The 24965-nt window shown below is 35.0% G+C and carries 21 protein-coding genes and 1 tRNA gene; 15 read left to right on the plus strand and 7 right to left on the minus strand.

The annotated features are described in order from the left end of the window. Positions 1–273 precede the first annotated feature (273 nt). From LNP23_RS05215 to LNP23_RS05225, 3 genes are all read left to right on the plus strand, one after another. A complete protein-coding gene (locus tag LNP23_RS05215) occupies positions 274–3105 on the plus strand; it encodes a CHC2 zinc finger domain-containing protein (protein ID WP_230004190.1) in 2832 nt (943 codons plus the stop codon). Between the two features lie 682 nt (positions 3106–3787). Then, entirely contained in the window at positions 3788–5248 is a 1461-nt protein-coding gene (locus LNP23_RS05220; RefSeq protein WP_230004191.1) for a hypothetical protein, read from the plus strand. Positions 5249–5261: 13 nt separating this feature from the next. Beyond that, entirely contained in the window at positions 5262–5858 is a 597-nt protein-coding gene (locus tag LNP23_RS05225; RefSeq protein ID WP_230004192.1) for a DUF6705 family protein, read from the plus strand. A gap of 188 nt (positions 5859–6046) precedes the next feature. Here the strand turns inward: LNP23_RS05225 and LNP23_RS05230 are convergent. After that, positions 6047–6126 (minus strand) — tRNA-Leu (locus LNP23_RS05230). Positions 6127–6426: 300 nt separating this feature from the next. Between LNP23_RS05230 and LNP23_RS05235 the strand changes: the two genes are divergently transcribed. The 4 genes from LNP23_RS05235 (at position 6427) to LNP23_RS05250 (ending at position 9880) form a co-directional block, all read left to right on the plus strand. Beyond that, positions 6427–7368, plus strand: coding sequence for a ribose-phosphate pyrophosphokinase (locus LNP23_RS05235; RefSeq protein ID WP_047774973.1), 942 nt, complete (start codon positions 6427–6429; stop codon positions 7366–7368). A 114-nt stretch (positions 7369–7482) separates the two neighbouring features. Next, positions 7483–8094: a 50S ribosomal protein L25/general stress protein Ctc gene (locus LNP23_RS05240; RefSeq protein ID WP_047774772.1), complete on the plus strand. Its 612-nt coding sequence runs from the start codon at positions 7483–7485 to the stop codon at positions 8092–8094. 412 nt (positions 8095–8506) lie between these two features. Then, on the plus strand, positions 8507–9133 hold the full coding sequence (pth, locus tag LNP23_RS05245) for an aminoacyl-tRNA hydrolase (protein WP_047774773.1): 627 nt from the start codon (positions 8507–8509) through the stop codon (positions 9131–9133). Between the two features lie 138 nt (positions 9134–9271). Next, on the plus strand, positions 9272–9880 hold the full coding sequence (locus tag LNP23_RS05250; RefSeq protein WP_047774775.1) for a superoxide dismutase: 609 nt from the start codon (positions 9272–9274) through the stop codon (positions 9878–9880). An 866-nt stretch (positions 9881–10746) separates the two neighbouring features. Here the strand turns inward: LNP23_RS05250 and LNP23_RS05255 are convergent. The 4 genes from LNP23_RS05255 to LNP23_RS05270 all read right to left on the minus strand — a co-directional run bounded on the left by LNP23_RS05255 (position 10747) and on the right by LNP23_RS05270 (position 14852). Further along, a complete protein-coding gene (locus LNP23_RS05255) occupies positions 10747–12645 on the minus strand; it encodes an amidophosphoribosyltransferase (RefSeq protein ID WP_230004193.1) in 1899 nt (632 codons plus the stop codon). A 79-nt stretch (positions 12646–12724) separates the two neighbouring features. Next, the gene (locus tag LNP23_RS05260; RefSeq protein WP_047774784.1) at positions 12725–13648 is read right to left on the minus strand and encodes a PfkB family carbohydrate kinase; all 924 of its coding nucleotides are present in this window, start codon (positions 13646–13648) and stop codon (positions 12725–12727) included. A 240-nt stretch (positions 13649–13888) separates the two neighbouring features. Then, complete coding sequence (locus LNP23_RS05265) at positions 13889–14281, minus strand: hypothetical protein (protein ID WP_230004194.1); 393 nt, start codon at positions 14279–14281, stop codon at positions 13889–13891. Continuing rightward, positions 14265–14852, minus strand: a complete 588-nt coding sequence (locus tag LNP23_RS05270; RefSeq protein ID WP_230004195.1) for an RNA polymerase sigma factor — start codon at positions 14850–14852, stop codon at positions 14265–14267. The genes LNP23_RS05265 and LNP23_RS05270 overlap by 17 nt, the downstream gene beginning before the upstream one ends. 586 nt (positions 14853–15438) lie before the next feature. Here LNP23_RS05270 and LNP23_RS05275 point away from each other — a divergent pair. Further along, positions 15439–15786: a DUF6249 domain-containing protein gene (locus tag LNP23_RS05275; protein WP_230004196.1), complete on the plus strand. Its 348-nt coding sequence runs from the start codon at positions 15439–15441 to the stop codon at positions 15784–15786. 64 nt (positions 15787–15850) lie between these two features. On the opposite strand, the gene rnhA is transcribed toward LNP23_RS05275, so the two are convergent. Beyond that, a complete protein-coding gene (rnhA, locus tag LNP23_RS05280) occupies positions 15851–16330 on the minus strand; it encodes a ribonuclease HI (protein ID WP_047774791.1) in 480 nt (159 codons plus the stop codon). A 183-nt stretch (positions 16331–16513) separates the two neighbouring features. Continuing rightward, on the minus strand, positions 16514–17077 hold the full coding sequence (purN, locus tag LNP23_RS05285) for a phosphoribosylglycinamide formyltransferase (protein WP_230004197.1): 564 nt from the start codon (positions 17075–17077) through the stop codon (positions 16514–16516). A gap of 175 nt (positions 17078–17252) precedes the next feature. On the opposite strand from purN, the gene LNP23_RS05290 reads away from it, so the two are divergent. The 7 genes from LNP23_RS05290 (at position 17253) to LNP23_RS05320 (ending at position 24914) form a co-directional block, all read left to right on the plus strand. Further along, positions 17253–17489 (plus strand): acyl carrier protein, encoded by a 237-nt coding sequence (locus LNP23_RS05290; RefSeq protein WP_007137004.1) that lies wholly within the window; start codon positions 17253–17255, stop codon positions 17487–17489. 241 nt (positions 17490–17730) lie between these two features. Then, entirely contained in the window at positions 17731–18984 is a 1254-nt protein-coding gene (fabF, locus tag LNP23_RS05295) for a beta-ketoacyl-ACP synthase II (protein WP_047774795.1), read from the plus strand. A 14-nt stretch (positions 18985–18998) separates the two neighbouring features. Continuing rightward, on the plus strand, positions 18999–19739 hold the full coding sequence (gene rnc / locus LNP23_RS05300) for a ribonuclease III (RefSeq protein WP_230004198.1): 741 nt from the start codon (positions 18999–19001) through the stop codon (positions 19737–19739). A gap of 125 nt (positions 19740–19864) precedes the next feature. Then, positions 19865–20353, plus strand: coding sequence for an IPExxxVDY family protein (locus tag LNP23_RS05305; protein WP_047774799.1), 489 nt, complete (start codon positions 19865–19867; stop codon positions 20351–20353). 5 nt (positions 20354–20358) lie between these two features. After that, entirely contained in the window at positions 20359–21792 is a 1434-nt protein-coding gene (gene pyk, locus LNP23_RS05310; protein WP_047774806.1) for a pyruvate kinase, read from the plus strand. 358 nt (positions 21793–22150) lie between these two features. Further along, positions 22151–23830 carry an arylsulfatase gene (locus LNP23_RS05315; protein ID WP_230004199.1) on the plus strand — a complete coding sequence of 560 codons (1680 nt, stop codon included), beginning with the start codon at positions 22151–22153 and terminating at the stop codon, positions 23828–23830. A 67-nt stretch (positions 23831–23897) separates the two neighbouring features. Further along, positions 23898–24914 (plus strand): HAD family hydrolase, encoded by a 1017-nt coding sequence (locus tag LNP23_RS05320; protein WP_230004200.1) that lies wholly within the window; start codon positions 23898–23900, stop codon positions 24912–24914. The last annotated feature ends 51 nt before the right edge of the window (positions 24915–24965 follow it).

Here is a 24965-nt window from a genome sequence, read left to right on the forward strand (position 1 = left end):
TATATAAGTCAAATGTCCTGCGAATATATTCGGAAGGAAATAAACGCAATAATCACAGAAACAAGGAAGTCCATTACTATAGGGGCGATAATTCATGCCAAACGAATATCTTCTTTAGAAGCAATAATTTTCATAGATAAACACGGGACACCCGACGGGCATATACTATCTGATCGATTAAAAAATGCCATAAATCACTACAAAGAAAATAATTCATAAAAAGAAAAACCCATTGCAATTCCCGTTGCAATGGGTTGTAAAATATATAATAATATGATTTCAAATATTTTGACCAAAGATATAATTTTTAGCCATACCACGGCTGAGAATATTTACCTAAAATTTTTAAATCTTGTAGAATGTCCAAAAGGAAATATTTCTAGTCCTTTTTCAGACGATAAAAAAGCATCGTTTAGGTTTTACAAAAATGGAACTTTTAAGTGTAATAGTTCAGGTAAACAAGGGGATGCATTCGAGTTTGTGGCCAATTTAAAACAATTGGATTGCAAAGCGCAATTCAATGAAGTCTTAAAGGTAGTTGCAAAGGAAATGAATTTATTTGTACCTACCCAAGGTGATAAGAAAGCCGTTGCAAAGAAAAGCCAAACCATTGCAAAGCCGTTGCAAAACCCTGAGATAGAAGAGACCCCTTTTGTACTTAATGTTGTTAATACTCAAATGAAAGAACATCATTTTGCTTTCTGGAACAATTTAGGTGTACAAAAAGAGCTTTTAGAAAAGTACAATATTAGAGCCGTTGAAAAATATAGTTTTTTTAGTACTGCAAAAAATAAAGATTTCAACTTTAATATAAAAGAAAATGTCTTAGTTTTTAGCTATGAAGTAAACGGAAATTTTGAAGTTTATGCACCTGCGCAACCCAATAAAAAGCAACCTAAAATATTTAGTAATGGTTTGCAGAATGGGGACATCTTCGGATTAGATCAATTAGGAACCGAAAAAACAGAAAATTTAATCATTTGTGCAGGAAAAAAAGATACCGTTGTTGCGGTTTCCCGAGGTTTTAAAGCGATCACCTTTAGAAGTGAAACCCACAATCCTACTGCTTTACAAATAAAGTCTTTACAAAGCCTTTGCAAAAACCTTTTTATCTGTTATGACAACGATAAAGGCGGGGAAACTGGACGTAATGCCATTACAGACAAATTCCCGAAGATCATACCTTTGCAACTGCCAAAAAATGAGACTATTAAAGGATATGACCTTACTGATTATTTCCAAGAACACACTCCTGAACACTTTCAAGGAATCATTGATTTGGCTATAAAGAGCAAAAGTGATGTTGTTGATTTACAGGAAAATAAAGAAGAATACGCTCAATATGAATTACCAAAAGAGGTAAAAACTCCCATCGCAGAGCTAATTAACGACATAGAAAAGTACAGAATGTTTATGGCAAACAATCAAATTTGGATGATGCAAGGAGACACAAAAAAATACTTCAAATCGGTTTCTAATTTCGTTGTAAGAATCATTCAGCACATGCAAGATGAAAAGCTTCCAATGAAACTTATTAAAATTAGAAATGTACATAAACAGGAGAAAATTTTCGATGTTCTTTCGGATAAGCTAAACACCCCACAAAAATTTGATGATATTGTTACCTCGCATGGGAATTATCTTTGGTCAGGAACTCCAAAGGATTTCCATATTTTAAGAACTTACCTATTTGACAAAATGGGTAACGGAAAGAAAATTGATTGCTTAGGATGGCAAAAAGAGGATAGTTTTTGGCTATGGAACAACAAAGTAAATCTCTGTGATGGGAGTAAAATTGAAATAGACGAAAACGGTATTTTTAAACACAAAGAGATTTCTTATTACGTTCCCTCAGCAAACAAAGTTTACAAAGAAAATGCATTTAAATATGAACCTCAAAAAAGAGTCTGTGTAAGGGCTTCAAATGTGGCTATTGAGGGCTATTTATCTAAGATGTTTGAGGTGCATAGAAATAATTCTATATCTGCAATTCTCTTTACTATTGCGAGCATATTTCAAGATATTGTCGTTGATGAATTAAAAGCGTTTCCGATACTATTTTTTCACGGTAAAGCTTCATCAGGAAAAGACCAATTAGCGAATTGTTGTCAGAGCTTTTTTGGTAAACCACAATCGGCAATTAATATCGAGGGTGGGGCATCTACTTTAAAGGCTCACATTAGGGAATTTGCGCAATTCGTTAATATAATTTGTCAGTTTTCCGAGTATAAAAATGGAGATAAGCAACTCGATGGAATATTAAAAGGTATTTGGGATAGAAATGGATACAAAAGAGGGACATTAGATAGTCATGTAAGTACAGAAACTGTACCCATACTATCATCATTAATCTTAACGGGGAATCATTCGCCAGATGATGAAGCCTTGATAACTCGTTTACTTTGGTTGGATATGAGTAAAAATACTTTTACCGATGATGAAGTAAAAAAATATGATGAACTGGCAGATATGACTGAAAAAGGAATCAGTTCATTTACGGACGATTTGCTAAAAGAAAGAAGCCGATTTTTAAGCGATTTCAAAACAAAATTCAGACTTTACAAAACGACTATATCCGCAAAGATGCCTATAGGATCTCCAAGTCGATTCTCCACAAATTTTGCAATTCTAGGGGCTACTTATGAGATTTTTAAAGATACTATACGTTTTCCCTTCACTTATGCTCAGATGATGGAGCATTTTACAAAAATTAGTGAATTCCAAATGAATAAAATTAATTCGGCAAGTACTTCCAATAAATGGTGGGATTGCTTTTTGGTTTGTATTAAAACCAACGGAGACAATAAGCTGGATTACGATAGGGATATAAAAGTGGAAGGAAGTGTCTTATATTTCAATTTTTCCAATACTTACGATAAAATACAAAGGCAATGGTACAATCAATATAAGGAAATGATACCAAGTAAAGCAACAATGCAGGATACAGTAAAAAAAGAAAATGCATTTATTGAGATCAAAAGTAGTTTCCGTTTCCGAACAGGAAGAGACGGCTCGGTAACTTCGGCTTTTGTTATAGATTTTAGCAAATTAAGCAATTTTCAGGAAATAAATGAGGCTGTTCATTTCATGAATACAATGCCATAAAATTGAAAACAGTAAAAATAAAAGGTTTTTAGGCCTTTTTTAGATACTTTTTTGAAAACTTCGTTTTTCTCGACCTACACAACCTACACGTACTATATCTGTTTTTATTTAGCTTATAATCAATGTGTTAGAATATTTATTTATAAAAAAATGTGTAGTATTTGTGTAGGTTTGTGTAGGTCGGTGTATTTTCAAAAAATCGCAAACCTACACAAACCTACACATTTTACCCTGTTTTTGTGTCTAACTGATTGATTTACAGAACGTGTAGGTTGTGTAGGTTTGTAGGTTTGCGATTTTGCCTATTTAGGATTTTTAGAGTTTTATTTTTTTCTGTTTAAAAAAGTAGATTTTAATGCATTCCTGGAAAAGTTCCCGGAGCAAAATTCCTTTGAAAAAATCTACTTTTTAAAAAGCATATAAAATAAAAATCTTCCTACAATTGTTTTGAATGCATAAAATGTATACTTTCGTTTTTTCTAAGAAAAAACTGTAACATACCGCCCCCGTCTATTACAGAAAATAGTAATTAATACTACAAGGTTTCAAAAACCAGTAGTAAAGAATTATTATTTAATAATTAAGATTTGAATCTATTAACAAACCTAGATTATAGATGGGACTAACCAAATCCAATTCTGCCCAGCAAAATGCGAAATGAAATGGTAAAAAAAGTATGAGAATGAAAATTAAAAATGCGATTAAAGCTGCTTTTATTTTTAGTATTGCTATGCTGACGGTTAATTGCGAAACAGAAAAGTTAGCAATGGATGAACAGGCACATCAGACTAAAACTATTTTAGCAGCCAAAACATGGTTTAAAGAATATGAATCCAATGGCAAAAATTTTGAATTAGTTCAGAATTTACAATATGATTGGGCAGGGGCAAGTCTTATAAAATCGGAAGACGGGACACCGACCATTGTTGTGCCTATTATCGAGCTCAAAAAAGATGAACGGGAATTTTGGGAACAAAAATTGTATATTTATAACACAGATAAAGATAAATACAGTGCCCTATTGTTTGAAGCTTATTCCAATCAGAATATTAAACCAGAGAGCCAATCGGTCGATGGTGGAGATTTTACAGGTTACATGACTGTTTGGGATTTTAAAAAAGGAGCTGTGAGAGCGGCTAAATTTGTAGACAATCTAGTCGTTGAGGATGGGGTTGCTACTTTTTCAATTAACAGAAATATGACAGGTAAAGCTCCGCCAGACGCACCATGTAATTTTGTTGATTTTGGTGATGGTTACTGTCAATCAGGAGCTGGTGATGGAATTAATAACGACCCATTCCCATTAAGACCTGTTATTGTAACAGGGCCTAAGCATGACCCCAAAACTGACCCCTCGGCTCCAGTGGTATATACTCCCCGTCCTCCTATAACAGGCGGTGGCACAACTCCGGGTGGTTATACTTCGCCGGGTGGCGGAGGCGGTGGCGGTACATCTAATCCTAATCCTGCTGCAAATCCCTGTGATAATTTAAAAACGCTTATAGATACTAAAAAAGCGGGAAATATGGCGCTTTATATCGCTTGGCTAAAAGGAAAAGCGATGGCAGCTGAAAATGAAGTCGAGCACGGAGTAGAAATAAAAAAAGTTAAGAACGAGGATGGGACATTTAGATATGAGTATAATAAGAAAACGTCTGATAAAAAATTTTCAGTTCCATTGACAACAGGTTTTTATCATGTCGGCGGGGGGCATTCACATCCGGAAGATGGAATTGCAATGTTTTCTTATGCAGACGTAAAATTTTTGAGAGATGCTTATGAACAAGCAGATCCTAATAGAAGAGAAGATGTTCTGTTAATACTTGCTGCTAAAGACAACTCAAACAAAACACACGTTTATGCTATAAAAGTGAATAATTTTAATTCATTGAGCACCAAAGTGAACGAAGTCTGGAATAAAAGTGAATATACGGGAATAGATGAAGAAACAAAAATTGAGTTTATTCACGATAAGCAAGCTCTTGAGTATGACAAAAGTGGAGCTAAATTGGTGGAGAGTTTTCTAAAGCAATTTGCCGCTTTTGGAATTACCCTTTACGAAGCAGATGATTTGGTTACTCAATGGAATAAAATAGAACTTGACAAAACAAAAGATGAAGCAACCGCAGTACCATGTACTTAAATAACAAATAATTATGAAAAACTATATTAATTTCGCCATATTTTTTATTCTTTTAAACAGCTGTGTGGCGCAAAGTCCTGTGCTAGATATTATGGATAATTCAGGTTTTGAGAGCGTAAGAGGCGCATATTACAAAGACACTAAAAATGTATTAAACGGATATGATGGCACTTACTTGTACAATAATGGCAACATATTATTTAAAATAAAACTGCAAAAAAATGTTATGACTTCTATGAATGGTGCTTATTACGAGGACTTGGTTGTAGGAGAATACCAATGGATTGAAAATGGGGTTGAGAAGGTGAATACTTTAAACCAATTAACGTCCACCAGTAATTTAAACAATATAAGAGGCAAAAGAGTTTTGATAGGAAATGTATATGGTTGTAAAGATTGCAGCCCAACTGAAAAGAGACTTAGACTTGGTTTTAAAGAGGCGACATCTCCTCATATAGGAGAAATTGACATTAGAAAAACAACCGTTAACGGAAAAGAGGCTATAATAGTAAAGATTTGGTATACGGGTCCTATTGCGGTGAAAGAAGGTGCTCCACTGCCAAAGGATGGAGTTGTTATGGCTGGTAAGTATACGATGATAAAACAATAAAAATTAGGAATAACAAAAATCCCCGAATACAATTGTAGTTGGGGATTTTTTTGTTTAAAAGATAGGGAGGATTTTATATAGCTTAATAAATCAATTGGAATAAAAGGATTTTTCGGCAAAAATTCGGCAAAATTTAAAACAAAAAACCCCTAAATCCCTTCACATAAAGGGTTTAGGAGTTTTTAAAGTACCCGGAGCCGGAGTCGAACCGGCACGGTTTCCCACAGGTGTTTGAGACCAGCGCGTCTACCAATTCCGCCATCCGGGCTTAGCAGACGAAAAAACAATCAAAAAAGTGATTATTTTAACGCAATAGAATAAGTAATTATGATGTCATAACTGTGCCTATTCCTTTAACACGGTGCAAATGTAAAAAATAATTTTAAATGAACTACTAAAAATACTTAAATTTTTCCTTTCAGTGTCCAATAAATTTTCTAAATTTGCACCTCGTTAAAACGACGCACACACAACTAACTACACCCGAGGCATTTATGCAGGTCTTGCTTTACCGAAAATGATAAAGCCGAATCGTGCAGAGTGCAGCGGAGCAAAAAAAAAAATTATAATGTCGCACCTAGAACCAGAAGCTAAAATTTTTGCTTGTTCACAAAGTGTTTATCTTGCAGAAAAAATTGCAGAACAATACGGAATTCCGTTAGGGAAAGTAACGATGTCAACATACAGTGATGGAGAATTTCAACCATCGTATGAAGAATCAATTAGAGGATTACGTGTTTTTATCGTTTGTTCGACATTTCCAACAGCCGATAATTTGATGGAATTGTTACTAATGATTGATGCAGCAAAGCGTGCATCAGCAAGACACATTACAGCTGTTATGCCTTATTTTGGTTGGGCAAGACAGGATAGAAAAGACAAACCAAGAGTTCCGATTGGAGCAAAATTAGTAGCTAATTTATTAGATGCTGCCGGAGCGACAAGAGTAATGACAATGGATTTACACGCAGATCAAATCCAGGGGTTTTTCGAAAAACCGGTAGACCATTTATTTGCCTCTACCATCTTTTTACCATACGTAGAAAGTTTAAAGTTAGAAAATCTAACTATTGCATCTCCGGATATGGGAGGTTCAAAAAGAGCATATGCTTACTCTAAGTTTCTGGAATCAGATGTAGTAATCTGTTACAAACAAAGAAAAGCAGCTAACGTTATCGACACTATGGAACTGATTGGTGAAGTAAAAGGACGTAACGTAATACTAGTAGACGACATGATCGATACGGGTGGAACATTAGCGAAAGCAGCAGACTTAATGATCGAAAAAGGAGCATTAAGCGTTAGAGCAATTTGTACACACGCTATATTATCAGGTGACGCTTACGATAAAATTGAAAATTCGAAATTAAGCGAATTAATAGTTACCGATTCTATTCCGTTAAAGAGAGAATCAAAGAAAATCAGAGTAGTGAGTTGTGCGCCTCTTTTTGCTGAAGTTATGCACATGGTGCACCACAACAATTCCATTAGTGGAAAATTCATTATGTAATTATTGGCAGTAGGCTTTAAGCAAACTCAAAATAATATCATGACAAAAAGCCTAAAGCGTATTGCTTAAAGCTTATAACAATAAATATTTATTAATAACTATATTTTTTTTACAATGAAATCGATTACAATTAAAGGATCAGAAAGAGAAAGCGTGGGCAAAGTGTCAACTAAAGCCTTACGTAATGCTGGAGCGGTTCCTTGCGTGTTATACGGAGGAAATCAAGCAGTACACTTCTCAGCAGACGCTGCAGCGTTCAAAAACTTGGTTTACACTCCAAATGCACACACAGTTGTGATTGAGCTTGGAAAAGGAAAATCATTCAATGCAATTTTGCAAGATATCCAAGTTCACCCAGTATCAGACAAAATTTTACACATTGACTTCTTTCAATTATTTGATGACAAAGAAATCACTATGGAAGTTCCTGTGAAAATCGTTGGTACATCTAAAGGTGTTCTTGCAGGTGGTGTTTTACGTTTAAACACTCGTAAATTAAAAGTTAAAGCTTTACCTAAAGATCTTCCTGATTTTGTTGAAGCTGACATTACTCCACTTGAAATGGGTAACAAATTATACGTTACTAAAGTTGGTTCACCAGAATACAAAGTTATGCACCCAGACAACACTGTTGTTGCTCAGGTAAGAATTTCTCGTGCTGCTATGAAAGCTGCTCAAGAAGCTGCAAAAGCTGCAAAAGCACCTGCAAAAGGAAAGAAAAAATAATTTTTTTTCAATTCAAATACAAAAGCATCAGTTGCAAAACTGGTGCTTTTTTTTTGTTCTAAAGTTTCTGAGTTACTAAGCTTTTTAGTGAGTAAGTTATTGAAATGATTTGATTTTAAATCCTTACGTTCATTACGGTTAAAGGCTTTTCTTGCAGATCAATTATCTTTCTAATAACACACACTCTCTCTTCTATGCTATTGTCCCCCTGAGCGAAGTCGAAGGGCTTGTTAGGTAAAAAGGGCTTCGACTTCGCTCAGCCTGACAGTGGGGAATTTTCAAGAGGCTTTGCAAAAAAAAACTAACATCGTTTGCAATTAAACCCAAAGTAGAGAAATTATCTAATTGTCACATTATCTAATTACCACATTCTCCAATTGCCACATTCCCAAATTAACCCTATTTTTGTATCATGATAAAATGGATACAAAACCTGTTTTCATCAGCAAAAACAGAAGAGAATATAGATTATATGAAGAAATATTTAATCGTGGGATTAGGCAACATAGGGGCTGAATACGTAAACACAAGACATAATATCGGATTTAAAGTTTTAGATTTTTTAGCTAAAAAAGAAGGACTTTCTTTTGAAACAGTAAAACTTGGCGCTCTTGCCGAATACAAATTTAAAGGAAGAACTTTTTTTCTTTTAAAGCCTAACACTTACATGAATCTAAGCGGGAAGGCTGTGAAACATTGGATGGATAAAGAAAATATTCCATTAGAGAATATTTTGGTTATTACAGATGATTTAAACCTTTCTTTTGGAACGATTCGGATCAAGCCAAAAGGCAGTGACGGTGGACATAACGGACTAAAAAATATCAATCTGGTTCTGAATACTCAAAATTATACCCGTTTTAGATTTGGTATCAGTGACCAATTTAAAAAAGGACAACAAGTAGATTATGTTTTAGGAGATTGGGACGAAGAGGAAAAGGCAAAATTACAGGAGCGTCTGGAAATGTCTTCAGAAATTATTAAATCATTTGGAACTGCCGGTTTAGAGAATACAATGACTTCTTTTAACGGAAAGTAAAGATTTACAGGTGTTTATGTTCTTAAATGCCGAATTATCAATTAATTAAATTGAATTATAACGAAATAGTATTTTCTATTCCAAAGTTAAATGTTTAATTTTGGGATAAATTATTATAAACCATAAAATCGCAATACCATGGCTTTTGAATTACCACAATTACCTTATGCATATGATGCATTAGAACCACATATTGATGCTCGTACAATGGAAATTCACCATTCAAAACATCATAATGCTTACACAACAAATCTTAATGCAGCAATCGCGGGAACAGATTTAGAAGGGAAAACAATCGAAAATATCTTAATTAATTTAGATAAATCAAACGCTGCTGTTCGTAATAATGGTGGTGGTTTCTATAATCACAATTTATTCTGGACTGTAATGACTCCAAACGGTGGTGGATTGCCAACAGGTGATTTATTAGCTGCAATCGAATCTTCTTTTGGAACTTTTGAAGAATTCAAAGCAAAATTCGCTAAAGCAGGTGCAACACAATTTGGTTCAGGATGGGCTTGGTTATGTGTACACAAAGGTGGAAAATTAGATGTTTGCGGAACTCCAAACCAAGACAACCCGTTAATGCCGGAAGTTGGTTGCGGTGGAACACCAATCTTAGGAATGGATGTTTGGGAGCACGCTTATTACTTACACTACCAAAACAGAAGACCGGATTATATTGAAGCTTTCTTCAGTGTAATTAACTGGACAGAAGTAGCAAGAAGATTTGCATTAGACAAATAGTCTTTTTTCGCAGGATATAAAACCCGATTAATTCGTAAAGAGTTAATCGGGTTTTTTTTATGATCTTTTTTTCGGATCGTATACCGAAGCAGTAAGGTCTTCCTGTGTAGATCTGTTTCTTTTTTTTGTGTCACTTGCTCTTTTGCGTCCTTTCGAGCGAAGTCGAGAAATCACACAAGCTGAGCACGCACTGTATGGAATATTGGATGCCATTTCTCGTGCCTCGAAAGGACAAGATTGCGGGAAATTTGGTTTGAAAAACGTATAATTCAATTGTTCTTGAATGTGATATTTTTTGTGTGTCTTAGAGTTGTCCTACTGTAAAAAACAAGAGCATAAGTGAGTTAAGAGGTGTGAAACAGATTGATTAAGTAAGAGCCTTCTTTTGTTGATAATAAAGCAAGATAGAAGATGAAGTAGAGAGTAATCATTCCAGTTTGACTCCCAATCATTTTTGGAATTTGGAATTTAAAAAATTTGGAATTTTAAATCAAGTGCCTTTGTTTCAATAAAAAAGGTGGAATTGCTTCCACCTTTTTTGCCCCAAATCTACCATATACTTAACCTACTAATGTTATGGTATAGTAAAAGTAGGATAGTGATGCGGTACCGCCAAATATTTTAGACGAAGTGCAAATATATTCGATGAAATACGTAATTTCTTACCTCAGTTAATTCCTTGACTTTATTCCAATAAAAAAGGTGGAATTACTTCCACCCTTTTTGCCCCAAATCTACCATAAACTTAACCTACTAATGTTATGGTAGTTCAAAAGTATCGTAGCAGATCGATTTTGCCAAACATTTAGGATTAAAGGCAAAAAAAACCGATGAAATGCACAAATTAACCTTTTGTTAATATTTTTCTAATAAGCTCTTGCGTCTTTTCCTTCATAAAAATTCATGAAAGCTCGGTTTACAACACGATTTCCACCCGGTGTAGGGTAGTCTCCGGTGAAGTACCAATCTCCAAGATTTTTTGGACAGGCAATATGTAAGTCTTCTACTTTTTGGAATATAATTTTTACTTCAGCATTGATTTCCGGAGAGCTCAACATCTCTGCGATTTTGTCTGAAACCTCTTCTGGAGTAAACGGATCGTAAATAGCGGTTACGTAGTTTACAACATCAGTGTCTGCGAAGTTTTCCTGTGCTTTACATTTAGTGTAAACCTCGTCTACTATATGGTATAAGTTTCTTTCTTTTAATAAAGCCAATGCTGCTCTAAAGGCAACAAGACCTTCCAGTTTTGCCATATCAATTCCGTAACAATCCGGGTAACGAATTTGTGGTGCTGATGAAACGATTACGATACGTTTAGGATTTAAACGATCCATCATTTTGATGATACTCATTTTAAGGGTAGTTCCACGAACGATACTGTCGTCAATAATAACTAAGTTGTCTGTTGGTTTAATTACTCCGTAAGTAACGTCATAAACGTGTGCAACCAAGTCATCACGACTGCTGTCTTCTGTGATGAAGGTTCTAAGTTTAGCGTCTTTAATTGCCACTTTCTCCGTACGAATTTTTACAGCTAATAATTCCTGTAAAGTTTCAGTCGTAAGGGTATTGCGATTTTCTAAGATGTAATTGTTTTTACGCTGATTCAGGAAATCCTGAGCCGCTTCAACTAAACCGTAAAAAGAAGTTTCAGCTGTATTCGGAATATAAGAGAAAACAGTATTGTCTGTATCGCTGTCAATTGATTTAAGAACGGCAGGTAAAATTAGTTTTCCTAAATTTTTACGCTCTTGGTAAATTTCAGCATCACTTCCTCTTGAGAAATAGATTCTTTCAAATGAACAAGCTTTTTTTACCGTTGGTTCCAAAATTTGCTCCATCGAAACTTTTCCGCTTTTCTTGATAATCAAAGCGCTTCCCGGTTCAATTTCCTGAACACTTTCAAACGGTACATTAAATACAGTCTGAATAACCGGACGCTCAGAAGCCACAACTACCACTTCATCATCTTGATAAAAGTAAGCAGGGCGAATTCCAGCTGGGTCTCTAAAAACAAAAGCGTCACCATGACCCAATAATCCGGCCATTGCGTAACCACCATCTAAGTTCTTGGCAGAGCGGGTTAATATTTTTGCGATATCCAAACGTTCTGCGATAACAGGAGAAGCTTCTCTTTTAGAATAACCTTCTTGTTTGCAGTCTTGGTACAATTGCATTACTTCTTTGTCCAGAAAGTGACCAATTTTTTCCATTACTGTAACGGTATCGGCCATTTCTTTTGGATGTTGTCCAAGTTCAACTAAGTTTTCGAAAAGTTCTTTAACATTAGTCATATTAAAGTTACCTGCCAAAATCAGGTTACGGTGCATCCAGTTACTTTGACGTAAAAATGGATGAACGCTTTCGATACTGTTTTTACCGAAAGTTCCGTAACGAACGTGTCCTAAGAATAATTCTCCTATATAAGGTATTTCGGCTTTTAGTTTTTCGATGTTGTCAGCAAGTTCAGGACGCGCAGTCATCTCTTCGTTGATGCGTTCGTTGATTTGCTTAAAAACGTCTTGTATAGGTGATGCGTGATTCGAACGGACTCTGCTGATATAACGTTGTCCAGGTTCAACATCAAGTTTGATACTGGCAAAACCTGCACCATCCTGACCACGGTTGTGCTGTTTTTCCATCATCAGATACATTTTTTGTATCCCGTAAAAAGCAGTACCGTATTTTTCTTTGTAATATTCAAGCGGTTTAAGTAGTCTAACTAGGGCTATACCACATTCGTGTTTTAAAGCGTCGCTCATTTTTTTTGTATTTTGTGTTGTTGTAAGTTGTGTATGTTAACCAAATAAAAAAGCCCCGTTTTATCGAGGCTCTTAGGCATTATATTTCTATGTCAAACTGAGTTAACGATTTAAATTGTTGTAATCGAATCGCTACTTCAGCTTTGCTTAATGTTTCCATCCTTTCGGTTCCAAATTTCTCTACACAGAATGAAGCTAAATTTGAACCGTAAATAATTGCATTTTTCATGTTGTTAAACGAAATGTTTTCGCTTTGTGCAATGAATCCTGAAAAACCACCTGCAAAAGTATCTCCTGCTCCTGTCGGATCAAAAACATCTTCTAATGGTAATGCCGGTGCAAAGAATACTTCTCTGTTGTGGAATAAAAGTGCGCCGTGTTCTCCTTTTTTGATCACCACATATTTTGGTCCCAATTCCTGGATTTTAGCTGCCGCTTTTACTAATGAATATTCTCCTGAAAGTTGTCTGGCCTCTTCATCATTGATTGTAATCACGTCAACACGTTTGATTACTTCAAGTAATTCCGGTAAAGCACAATCCATCCAGAAATTCATAGTGTCTAAAACTACTAATTTTGGTTTTTTCTCTAACTGATCTAAAACACTGCTTTGTACTAAAGGATGTAAGTTTCCTAACATCACGATATCTGCATCTTTAAAGTTCTGAGGAACCTTTGGTTGAAAGTCAGCTAAAACGTTTAGTTCCGTAACAAGCGTGTCTCTTGAGTTTAAATCATTGTGATACAAACCGCTCCAGAAAAAGGTTTTTCCTCCTTTTACAATTTCGATACCTGAAATATCAATATTTTTTGAAGTTAATAAATCTAAGTGTTCTTGAGGGAAATCGTCTCCAACTACAGAAACAATAGCCGATTGCAGGTTGAAAAAAGACGCTGATAAACCAATGTAAGTTGCAGCACCACCTAATATTTTATCTGTTTTTCCGAAAGGAGTTTCAATCGCGTCGAAAGCAACCGTTCCAACAATCAATAGTTTATTCATTTTATGAATTTCGAATTAGGGTGCAAAGATACTTCATAAGTTGCAATATTGCAACGGTTTACACTCTCAAAATTTTCATAAAAAAACAAGGCTGTATTTAGGATTAAAAGCCTTGTAAATGAGTAAATTATGTTTGAAACTTTAGATGGATCAGGATACGTTTTTTTTCTTTGAAAAACAATTATTTCATCGAATAAAGAGTTTGAAAGTTTGGGTTAAAAAAAAGGAAAAAATCAAAATCTACAAAGGATACTTTCTTTCGTAATAGTTTTTCAATAGCGGTATTTGAATCAATATCATAAAAGGAATCACCAGAAAAGCATATAAGATATTGTTTGAAATAGTTATCGCGGGTAGCAAATCAGCAAAATTAACCGCATATAAAGCGTCTATTTTTGTATTCTTTTCTCCACCGGTCATAACGACATAGATCGTCATTGTGATTAACGCAGCAGCTATGGCAAACCAGATTTGTTTTGAAATTAAAGGGGCATACGCTTTGACTTTGCTCTTCTCGGTAGCTAAGATCTGAACCATTAGTTTCGAAGTAAAATCAATAGATGGTGATTCCAAAGTAGTTTCGGCCATCATTTTGTCAATAAGATTTTCTATGTTTTTATCGCTCTCTTTCATAATACGCTACTATTTCTGGTTCTAACTGTTTCTTCAAAATTACGGCTAACTTCTGTCGGCTTCTGAATAATTTTACTTTGGCATTATTGGCCGAGATATTCATTATTTTTCCTATTTCTTCTAAACTCTGATCGTCAAAATAAAACAAAGTCAGCAGGAAATTTTCGTCTCCGGGTAACAAATTTAAGCATTTCTGAATCGTTTGTTTGCGTTCTTTCTCTTCCAAAACACTCAAAGCATTGTCCATTGTTTTGATTAAATGTGCCGAAAATTCATCGATCGAAATATTGTTTTCTTCTTTCTTATTCTTCTTCAAACGATCCAAACAAGTGTTATAGGCAATCTTATAAATCCAGGTCGAAAATTTCGAATCTCCTTTAAACTTGCTCAGAGAAGTGTAAATTTTTATAAAAGTGTCCTGCGCCACTTCTTCCGCTTCCTCTCTGTTTTTAACCATTTTGAGTGCTAAACTAAATATCATGTCCTTATAGCGATTGACCAACACGGCAAAAGAATTACTATCGCCCTGTATAATTAAACGGATATAATGCTGATCATCTAAAGTACTCATATTATATAGGACGACAGGTTGGCTGTTTAGGTTACAGATAAATTAAAATAAATTCCAATTTTTTTAAATCCCAAATTCCAAGGGAGAGTATCTTTTTGAAATTAATACTGTTGAGCAAAAAACTACATTATATTTAATAGGTACGCCCATTAAAAATAAACTTATATTCTCTTACTTTACTTATATGGTTTAAAATATTTTGAGGTTCCACCTAGTTTGGTATTTTTTATGTTTCCTTAAATTAATACTGTTAGGCAAAAAAACTACATTATATTTAATAGGTATGACCATTAAAAATAAACTTATATTCTCTTACTTTACTTATATGGTTTAAAATATTTTGAGGTTCCACCTAGTTCGGCATTTTTTTATGTTTCCTTAAATTAATACTGTTAGGCAAAAAAACTGCATTATATTTAATAGGTAGACCCATTAAAAACAACCTTATATGGTTCAAAATATTTTGAGGCTCCACCCAGTTTGGAATTTGGAATTAAAAAAAAATGAAATTTTTTCAAAGAAACTTGTAACCTAAACAAAACTCCCCTCGTCCTATGAAGTATCAATCAATTAAAAAAATAATAATATGGATGTGAAAATTTTAATCCCAATCAGTTTTTTCTTTATGATCTTCGGAATAGTTTATCTGATTTATTCCACAAGAAATAGAGAACGCTTAGCATTAATCGAGAAAGGCGTTGATGCCAGTATTTTTTTTGAAGGCAGAGGAAAAGGAGCTCCAATGTGGAAAATCTTTATTTTAAATACCGCTTTTCTTTTAATTGGAATCGGTGTTGGTCTTTTTATCGCTTTGTTCCTTACCACTTATACACAAATGAATCCGGATGTTGTTTATCCGGCGACTATCATTACCATGTCGGGAGTCGGTTTGCTTGTTGGATTCAGCAAGGCTAAAGATTTAGACAAGGCGTAAGTAAAAATTAAGTTAGTAAGTTGAATAACGCATCGGAAACTGGGGGTTCTGATGCGTTATTTTTTTATTCTTTAGAAGCGACGGTTTCGTAATAAACGTCAACAGATAATTTAGTTTGCGTTGCTGCCATAACCGCCAATTGATCACAGCGCTCATTTTGAGGATGATTGTTATGACCTTTGATCCATTTGAAATCGACTTGGTGTTTTCGGTAAACGATTAAAAAACGTTTCCATAGGTCCGGGTTTTTTTTGCCGGTATAACCTTTTTTCTCCCAACCGAAAACCCATTTTTTCAGAACAGAATCTACAACATATTTGGAATCTGAAATGACTAAAGCCGTCATGTTTGGGTTTTTAAGTTTTTCAAGACCCACAATTACAGCCAAAAGCTCCATTCTGTTATTGGTTGTAAGTCGAAAACCTTCGTAGAATTCTTTTTTATGTGGTGTTCCAACCAGTTCCATCACTACGCCGTACCCTCCGTTTCCGGGGTTTCCCTTTGCTGCTCCGTCTGTGTATATGTGTACTTGGTGTTGGGTCATTGTGGGGTTTTAGATTTTAGAATTCAGATTTTAGATTTAATTCTCCTTATCTTCCTAAGAGGATTCAAAAGGTTGGAATTTGGAATTTGATTTTTGGAATTTAAATTTAATTCACCTCGTCTTCCTAAAAGGAGTCAAAAGGTTGGAATTTGGAATTTAATTTTTGGAATTTTTTATTAGCCTTTAATCTTCCAGTAAACGGGAAATGATTTCCGGAAAATACTTTTGTTCCAGTCCATGGATCTTTTCGGCTACTGTTTCCGGTGTATCTTCATCTGTCAGGGCTACACTTTTCTGGAAAATTATAGCACCTTCATCATAATGTTCGTTTACAAAATGAATGGAGATTCCGGTTTCTTTTTCTTTGTTTTCTACTACCGCCCTGTGTATGTGCATGCCGTACATTCCTTTTCCTCCATAATTAGGTAAAAGGGCAGGATGGATGTTGATTATTTTATTAGGATATTTCTCGATTATGCTTTCCGGGAATTTCAGCAAAAAACCGGCGAGTACAATCAAATCCGGATCGATTTCTTCTATTTTTTGCACTATTTTTCTTTCCAGAAGTTCGGTTTTCGAAAAGATTTCGATAGGAATTTGATGATTTTTGGCTCTTTCAATAACTTTTGCCGAAGCATTATTGGTAAAGACAGAAACGACTTTTGCAATTTTGGTTTTTGCGAAGTGCTTTATAATGTTTTCTGCATTACTTCCTGATCCTGAGGCAAAAACAATAATTTTTTTCATAATCCGTTTTATTTTGAGAATGCAAAAAACGGAATAATAATCCAAAATAAATAGTATTAAAAGGGCTTTCTTGAAATTAATTTTATAAATTAGTGTCACATTTATAAACTAAATAGTTGTTTTAAAATAAAGTTTTTTATTTTTGCCAACAAATTAAATTCTAAAATTAAAGATTATGTCAGACATTGCATCAAGAGTAAAAGCGATTATCGTAGACAAATTAGGTGTTGACGAAAACGAAGTTGTAACAGAAGCAAGCTTCACTAATGATTTAGGAGCTGACTCATTAGACACTGTTGAGCTTATTATGGAATTCGAAAAAGAATTTGATATCCAAATTCCAGACGATCAAGCAGAAAACATTGCTACTGTTGGTCAAGCTATTTCTTATATCGAAGAAGCTAAAAAATAATAAATACACACCCGAATTTTTTAAAATTCCAAAATTGAATGTCCAGATTCCAAAATTGGAATTTGTTTTTTAAAGAATTGGAATTTTAAAAATTCGGGTGTTATTATTTTTTTTAAAATTTAAATTTCGGTTGATTTTCAATCAAAAAGATATATTTATATTGTAATGCCCATAGCTCTTAAGTAACACTACAGTTAAGAAAGCGTGGGTTTTATTTGTTTAAAGTACAAAATACATATTTATGGCATTAAGGCGAGTTGTTGTAACAGGATTAGGTGCTCTTACTCCTATCGGGAATAATATCCAGGAATATTGGGACGCACTTGTGAATGGAGTTAGCGGAGCCGCTCCTATCACATATTATGATACAGAGAAGCATAAGACGAAATTTGCCTGTGAAGTAAAAAACTTCAATATTGAAGATTTTATGGATCGCAAAGAATCTCGAAGATTAGACAAATTTGCACAATATGCAGTTGCTGCCAGTGATGAAGCTATTAAAGATGCTGGACTTACAGATGATAATATCGACAAACAAAGAGTTGGTGTTATTTGGGGAGCAGGAATTGGAGGTTTAGAAACTTTTCAGGAAGAGGTAATTTATTATGCAAAAGGGGACGGAACTCCAAAGTTTAATCCGTTTTTTATACCTAAAATGATTGCCGATATAGCTCCTGCGCATATTTCGATGCGTAATGGTTATATGGGACCAAATTATACTACTGTTTCTGCATGTGCATCTTCTGCAAATGCATTAATTGATGCTTTCAACTACATTCGTTTAGGAATGTGTGATGTTATTGTTTCAGGTGGTTCAGAAGCAGCAATTACGATTGCCGGTATGGGAGGTTTTAATTCTATGCACGCTTTATCAACAAGAAACGAAAGTCCACAAACCGCTTCAAGACCTTTTGACGGAACCAGAGACGGTTTTGTTTTAGGAGAAGGAGCAGGAGCTTTGGTTCTTGAAGATTACGAACATGCTAAAGCTCGTGGCGCAAAAATTTATTGCGAAATTGGCGGAGGCGGAATGTCATCTGATGCGTACCACTTAACAGCACCACATCCGGAAGGAATCGGGGTTATTGCAGTAATGAAAAATACATTGAGAGATGCCGGAATGAATCCTGAAGATGTTGATCACATCAACACACACGGAACTTCTACTCCTCTTGGTGATGTAGCAGAATTAAAAGCGATTAGTGCTGTTTTTGGCGAACATGCAAAAAACATCAATATCAACTCTACTAAATCGATGACAGGTCACTTGCTTGGTGCTGCCGGAGCTATTGAAGCAATTGCTTCTATTTTGGCAATGAAACACGGTATTGTGCCACCAACAATCAATCATACGGTTGTTGACGAAAAGATTGATCCATCATTAAACCTTACCTTAAACAAACCTCAGAAAAGAGAAGTAAATGTTGCTATGAGTAACACTTTTGGTTTTGGAGGACATAATGCTTGTGTATTGTTTAAAAAATTAGTTGACTAGTTTTAGTTTTGTCTATGAATATTATCAAAAAAATATTTTCGAAATCCCGTTCTCAAGAAGACGGGATTTTTTTTGGCAGTATTCAGAAAATACTGGGTTTTCAGCCCGGTTCAATTGATTTTTATAAGAAAGCGTTTACGCACCGATCTTCTAATAAGCAAGACGAAAAGGGAAATCCGATTAATTACGAACGTCTGGAATTTCTGGGTGATGCCATGTTAAGTGCTGTAATTGCAGCGCATCTGTTTAACAAAGCACCCAATGGAGATGAAGGTTATTTGACAAAAATGCGTTCGAAAATCGTGAGCCGTGAGCATTTGAATGAATTGGGGAAAGATTTGAATTTAGTTCGCTTTGTAGAGAGCAAAGTACCCATTCATCATTTTGGAGAAAATATTCATGGTAATATTTTTGAATCTCTTATTGGCGCTATTTATCTCGATAAAGGATATCCTTTTTGTGAAAAGTTTATTCAAAAAAGAGTCATTACACCTTATGTAGACATTGCCCGACTTGAAGGGAAAGTAATTAGTTATAAAAGTCTGGTTATCGAATGGTGTCAGAAAGAAAAAAAGATCTTTCACTATGATATTTTCGAGGACAACGGAATTGATGGTCAACGTTTGTTTGGCGTAAAATTAAGTATAGACGATAAAGTAATTGCGAGAGCAAGAGCAACTTCAAAAAAGAAAGCAGAAGAAAAAGCATCACAAAGAGCTTATTTTGCATTTCAAGAAAAAATAGATAAGAAATAACTACAAAATTAGCTCAGCTTTGTTAAAGCTACAACGTTTTCGTTTATAAATTAACAAAAACAAGCTAATCTTAACTATTGATGCTCCGTTAGAAATAGTATATTTACAACTTGATTTTTCATGATATGGCAATTCATAGATTGGATTTAGACGAATTTGACGAAATTGATTATTATTTAATGGCAATTCATACTTCATTAGAAGATTATAGATTGGCCTATTTTATCAATAAAAAACTTCCTATTAACTTAAGTAAGAGTAAGAACGAGATCCATGCTCAAACTAAAGAAGGTGAGGCAAATTTCTCCAGATTTTACTATTATGATTCCGAGAAAGCCGTTTCATGGAATTTGATTCAGAATAAACATGAAATCATTTCAGTGAGTACAAATGATTTCCAGAATTTGTTTTCCGATGAAACGAGTGAGGTTTCTACAACAATTCATTTACTTCCTGAATTCAAAAAAGTAGATTTTTTCCTGAAAATTGAGAATAGCGACGAGGCTATTGATTTTTCAGAAATCCAACAACAGCTAAATGCAATAGAGAGTATCGCAGCTATATATGTTGTGGATACAAACAAAATAAAGTCAAAAAACAATTTAATTTTTTAAAAAAAATGCTTACAAACAAAAAAACTAAAATTGTAGCTACACTTGGGCCTGCATGTAGTACGAGAGAGATTATCAAGGATATGATCGAGGCAGGTGTAAATGTATTTAGAATCAATTTTTCGCATGCAGATTACGAAGGAGTAAAAGAAAAAATCGAGATTATCAGAGGATTAAACGAAGAGTTTGGTTACACTACAGCAATCCTTGGGGATTTGCAAGGACCAAAACTTAGAGTTGGAGTAATGGAAGAAGGAACAGTAGTACACGATGGTGATTTGATCACGTTTACAACTGCTGAAGATATTATCGGAACTGCTTCAAAAGTATTCATGAAGTATCAAAACTTTCCAAATGATGTGAATCCGGGAGAACGTATTTTATTGGATGATGGTAAGTTGATTTTTGAAATTATTTCAACAGATAAAAAATCAGAAGTTGTTGCTAAAGTAATTCAGGGTGGAGAGTTAAAATCTAAAAAAGGGGTTAACCTTCCAAACACTAAAATTTCTTTACCGGCATTAACTGAAAAAGATATTGCTGATGCGATTTTCGCCATCGGACAAAAAGTAGACTGGATCGCACTTTCGTTTGTAAAAACACCTCGCGATTTACAAGACTTACAAGAATTGATCGCTCAACATTCAGAATATAAAATTCCGATTGTGGCTAAAATCGAAATGCCGGAAGCGCTTGAGAACATCGATAAAATTGTAGCGTATTGTGATGCCTTGATGGTTGCGCGTGGAGATTTAGGAGTTGAACTTCCTGCACATGAAGTACCATTAGTACAAAAAGATTTGATCAGAAGAGCTAAAACAGCAAGGATTCCGGTTATTGTTGCTACTCAGATGATGGAAACGATGATTACGAGTTTAACGCCAACCAGAGCAGAAGTAAATGACGTTGCCAACTCGGTAATGGATGGTGCTGATGCTGTAATGTTATCTGGAGAAACTGCGACTGGAAATTATCCGGTACAGGTGATTCAGAAAATGACTCAAATTTGTGAAGCGGTTGAAGATTCTCCGCTAATCAATGTTCCACAGAATACACCTCAAATTAAAACGAAACGTTTTATTACTAAAACAGTTTGTCACCAGGCTGCTTTGTTAGCTAATGAAATTGATGCAAAAGCAATTTGTACCTTAACTAATAGTGGTTATACAGCTTTCCAAATTTCGGCTTGGAGACCATCATCAGCGCATATTTTGGTATTTACTTCAAACAGAAGAATCCTGACCCAATTGAATTTATTATGGGGAGTAAAATCGTATTTCTATGATAAAGACGAAAGTACAGATGATACTGTAACAGACGTTAACAAAATAGCAGTAGAAAAAGGATATGCGGTAAAAGGAGATTACTTGATCAACCTTGCGGCAATGCCAATTAAAGATAAAGGAATGGTAAACACCATGAGAGTTTCTGAAATAGAATAATTTCTATTTACAAGAACGAATTAGTATAAAAAACCATCAGAATTATTCTGGTGGTTTTTGTTTTGTAGAAAAAAGCTTATGAAATCTTCATAAGCTTTTTTTATTGCCACTCTGTTTTTTATGTTTCATTTTATAAAATGAAACAAGGTCATTACTCATAAATGACTTTGGTCTGTACTTTATTGTCTAATTTTGAGCCACTTGCAAAAAAAATGTTAAAAAATCCTACTTATAAACTCCTTTCAAAAATGATCTGAAAATTTTACTTCAACCGGAACAGGTTTTACTGTATTTGATTTTGTTAAAACATTTTTTGCCAACACCCCTAGAACAAGAATTAATAACAAAATTTATCATCATGAAACAAATCAATTTTAAATGCAGATTTCGAAATGCGATACAATTAGTTGCATTGATCTGCTTTACCGGATTACATGCTCAGAATAACAAAAAGCCCAACATTCTGATCATTTGGGGAGACGATATTGGTACCACTAATATCAGTGCCTACAGCGATGGTTTAATGGGATTTACAACACCAAACATCGACCGTATTGCAAATGAAGGAGAACGTTTTTTGCATTATTACGGAGAACAAAGTTGTACAGCAGGACGCGCCGCCTTCTTAACAGGTCAACACGGTCTTAGAACAGGTCTTACCAAGGTAGGATTTCCGGGAGCGCCAATGGGTATGAGTCAGTTAGATCCTTCTATAGGAGGGATTATGAAACAATTGGGATATGTAACAGGACAGTTTGGTAAAAATCACGTTGGGGATCGTAATGAAAGTTTACCAACCGTAAACGGATTTGATGAGTTCTTCGGAAATCTGTATCACCTTAATGCAGAAGAAGAACCGGAATTACCGGATTATCCTAAAGATCCTGAATATCTGAAAAAATATGGACCAAGAGGGGTTTTAAAATGTACCGCTACCAATTCAGATGATGCTACTACAGATGATCGTTTTGGAAGAGTTGGAAAACAAAAAATAGAAGATACGGGAGCACTTACCAAAAAAAGAATGGAGACCGTAGACGATGAAACGTCTGCAGCTGCTATTGATTTTATTAAAAGACAACATGCAGCAGGGAAACCCTTTTTCTGCTGGTGGAATGGTACCCGTATGCACCTTCGTACACACGTGAGAGCAGAACATCGAGGAAAATATACACATGGTGACAGTGAATATATTGACGGTATGATCGAACATGATATTACAGTAGGCGATTTATTAAAAGCATTAGATGATTTAGGAATTGCCGATAATACCATAGTAGTATATTCTACTGATAATGGCCCTCATATGAATACCTGGCCGGATGCTGCCATGACACCATTCCGTTCAGAAAAAAACACCAACTGGGAAGGAGCATACAGAGTTCCTTGTATCGTACGTTGGCCGGGTGTAATTAAACCGGGAACTGTTACTACCGAAATAATGAGTCACAATGATTGGATGCCGACTTTGGCATCAATAGCCGGAGAACCGGATTTGGCTAAAAAACTTTTAACCGGGTATACTGCCAATGGTAAAAACTATAAAGTACACTTAGATGGTTATGATCAAAGTAACTTTTTAAAAGGCAAATCTCCAAAAAGCGCCAGAGATAAATTCTTTTATACAGACGATGACGGGCTTTTGGTAGGTCTTAGAGAAGGCGATTACAAATATGTATTTGCAGAGCAACGTCTCGAAGGAACTATGGGAGTTTGGGCAGAACCTTTTACAAAGCTGCGTTTACAAAAAATATTCAACCTGTATCAAGACCCTTTTGAGAGAGCCGATATTACTTCAAATACATTTTGGGACTGGCAATTAAATCACGTTCAATTAATGTATGGTGCCATTCAGGATGTAGTTGCATTTGCAGGGACATTTAAAGAATATCCACCACGTTCTATTCCGCCAAGTTTCTCTGCCTACACCATTATGGAGGAGACGATGAAAGACATAAAAGCAAAACAATATATAGAAAAAAATATATTAGCTAAAGAAAAAGGACAAGACGAGCCGACCGATAAAAAGAAGAAATAAACAGAACCAATGAAAAGATTCAGGTCGTATGGCCTGAATCTTTTTGATATAATAAAACAGAAATATTATGCTTAGAAAGATACTTTTAGTACAGTTAGGAGTCTTATTATTGGTCTCCTGTAAAAAATCAGATACTATAACTGTTCCAATAACAGACGGCAAACAAACAGAAAATACAGTAGCAGGAGATCCATTGCCAAGTTGGACAGATGGAACTTTAAAAAATGATATTATTGCTTATGTAGAAAAGGTTACCAAAGAAGGAAGTCCGGATTTTATTCCAATAGAAAACAGGATTGCCACTTTTGATAATGACGGAACACTGTGGGCAGAAAAACCGTATGTGCAGGAATTATTTGCTTTTTATCGGGTAAAGAAAATGACAGATGCCAATCCCGAATTAACAAAGAAACAACCCTTTAAAGCGGTTATTGAAAAAGACAAAACCTATTTTGAAAAAGGAGGCCAAAAAGCACTCATAGAACTTATTGCCGCTACACATACCGGAATGACAGAAGATGCTTTTGAAGCAGATGTTAAAGATTTTTTTGCAACAGCAAAATTTCCCGGAAAAAATGTTCCGCTAACACAAATACGATATCAGCCACAGTTGGAATTGCTTGCTTATTTACGGGCAAACGGTTTTAAGACTTTTATTGTTACCGGAGGAACTATTGAATTGGTACGAGGAATTTCATCAGATTTTTACGGAATTCCAAAAGAACAGGTCGTGGGTACTTCTTTCAAATACAAATTTGATGAGGCCAATCGCACCATCATTAGAGAACCAGCCTTAAATCAGTTTAACGATAAAACAGCTAAACCGGTGGGGATACAATTGCATATTGGTCAGCGTCCCGTTTTTGCCTGTGGAAATGAGGGTGGGGCAGGAGATATCGCCATGCTCGAATATTGCCAGAGTAATAAGTATCCTTCTTTTCAATTGTTGGTCAATCATAACGATTCCATAAGAGAATACAGTTATTCAGAAAAAGACAATGCTTCCTTAAATGCAGCCGCCAAAAACAAATGGCATGTTGTAAATATGAAAGAAGACTGGAAAAAAGTTTTTGCAGATAAATAATCTGATTGGGTAATTCAGCTGCAATAACGATTAACAATCGAAAGCTTAGTT

Source organism: Flavobacterium cupriresistens (assembly GCF_020911925.1).
GTDB classification, from domain to species: domain Bacteria; phylum Bacteroidota; class Bacteroidia; order Flavobacteriales; family Flavobacteriaceae; genus Flavobacterium; species Flavobacterium cupriresistens.

Bases quoted from the DNA above. Each gene is read 5' to 3' on its own strand.
- LNP23_RS05215 (WP_230004190.1), top strand. From the start codon at position 274: ATGATTTCAAATATTTTGACCAAAGATATAATTTTTAGCCATACCACG.
- LNP23_RS05220 (WP_230004191.1), top strand. From the start codon at position 3,788: ATGAAAATTAAAAATGCGATTAAAGCTGCTTTTATTTTTAGTATTGCT.
- LNP23_RS05225 (WP_230004192.1), top strand. From the start codon at position 5,262: ATGAAAAACTATATTAATTTCGCCATATTTTTTATTCTTTTAAACAGC.
- LNP23_RS05235 (WP_047774973.1), top strand. From the start codon at position 6,427: ATGTCGCACCTAGAACCAGAAGCTAAAATTTTTGCTTGTTCACAAAGT.
- LNP23_RS05240 (WP_047774772.1), top strand. From the start codon at position 7,483: ATGAAATCGATTACAATTAAAGGATCAGAAAGAGAAAGCGTGGGCAAA.
- pth (WP_047774773.1), top strand. From the start codon at position 8,507: ATGATAAAATGGATACAAAACCTGTTTTCATCAGCAAAAACAGAAGAG.
- LNP23_RS05250 (WP_047774775.1), top strand. From the start codon at position 9,272: ATGGCTTTTGAATTACCACAATTACCTTATGCATATGATGCATTAGAA.
- LNP23_RS05255 (WP_230004193.1), bottom strand. From the start codon at position 12,645: ATGAGCGACGCTTTAAAACACGAATGTGGTATAGCCCTAGTTAGACTA.
- LNP23_RS05260 (WP_047774784.1), bottom strand. From the start codon at position 13,648: ATGAATAAACTATTGATTGTTGGAACGGTTGCTTTCGACGCGATTGAA.
- LNP23_RS05265 (WP_230004194.1), bottom strand. From the start codon at position 14,281: ATGAAAGAGAGCGATAAAAACATAGAAAATCTTATTGACAAAATGATG.
- LNP23_RS05270 (WP_230004195.1), bottom strand. From the start codon at position 14,852: ATGAGTACTTTAGATGATCAGCATTATATCCGTTTAATTATACAGGGC.
- LNP23_RS05275 (WP_230004196.1), top strand. From the start codon at position 15,439: ATGGATGTGAAAATTTTAATCCCAATCAGTTTTTTCTTTATGATCTTC.
- rnhA (WP_047774791.1), bottom strand. From the start codon at position 16,330: ATGACCCAACACCAAGTACACATATACACAGACGGAGCAGCAAAGGGA.
- purN (WP_230004197.1), bottom strand. From the start codon at position 17,077: ATGAAAAAAATTATTGTTTTTGCCTCAGGATCAGGAAGTAATGCAGAA.
- LNP23_RS05290 (WP_007137004.1), top strand. From the start codon at position 17,253: ATGTCAGACATTGCATCAAGAGTAAAAGCGATTATCGTAGACAAATTA.
- fabF (WP_047774795.1), top strand. From the start codon at position 17,731: ATGGCATTAAGGCGAGTTGTTGTAACAGGATTAGGTGCTCTTACTCCT.
- rnc (WP_230004198.1), top strand. From the start codon at position 18,999: ATGAATATTATCAAAAAAATATTTTCGAAATCCCGTTCTCAAGAAGAC.
- LNP23_RS05305 (WP_047774799.1), top strand. From the start codon at position 19,865: ATGGCAATTCATAGATTGGATTTAGACGAATTTGACGAAATTGATTAT.
- pyk (WP_047774806.1), top strand. From the start codon at position 20,359: ATGCTTACAAACAAAAAAACTAAAATTGTAGCTACACTTGGGCCTGCA.
- LNP23_RS05315 (WP_230004199.1), top strand. From the start codon at position 22,151: ATGAAACAAATCAATTTTAAATGCAGATTTCGAAATGCGATACAATTA.
- LNP23_RS05320 (WP_230004200.1), top strand. From the start codon at position 23,898: ATGCTTAGAAAGATACTTTTAGTACAGTTAGGAGTCTTATTATTGGTC.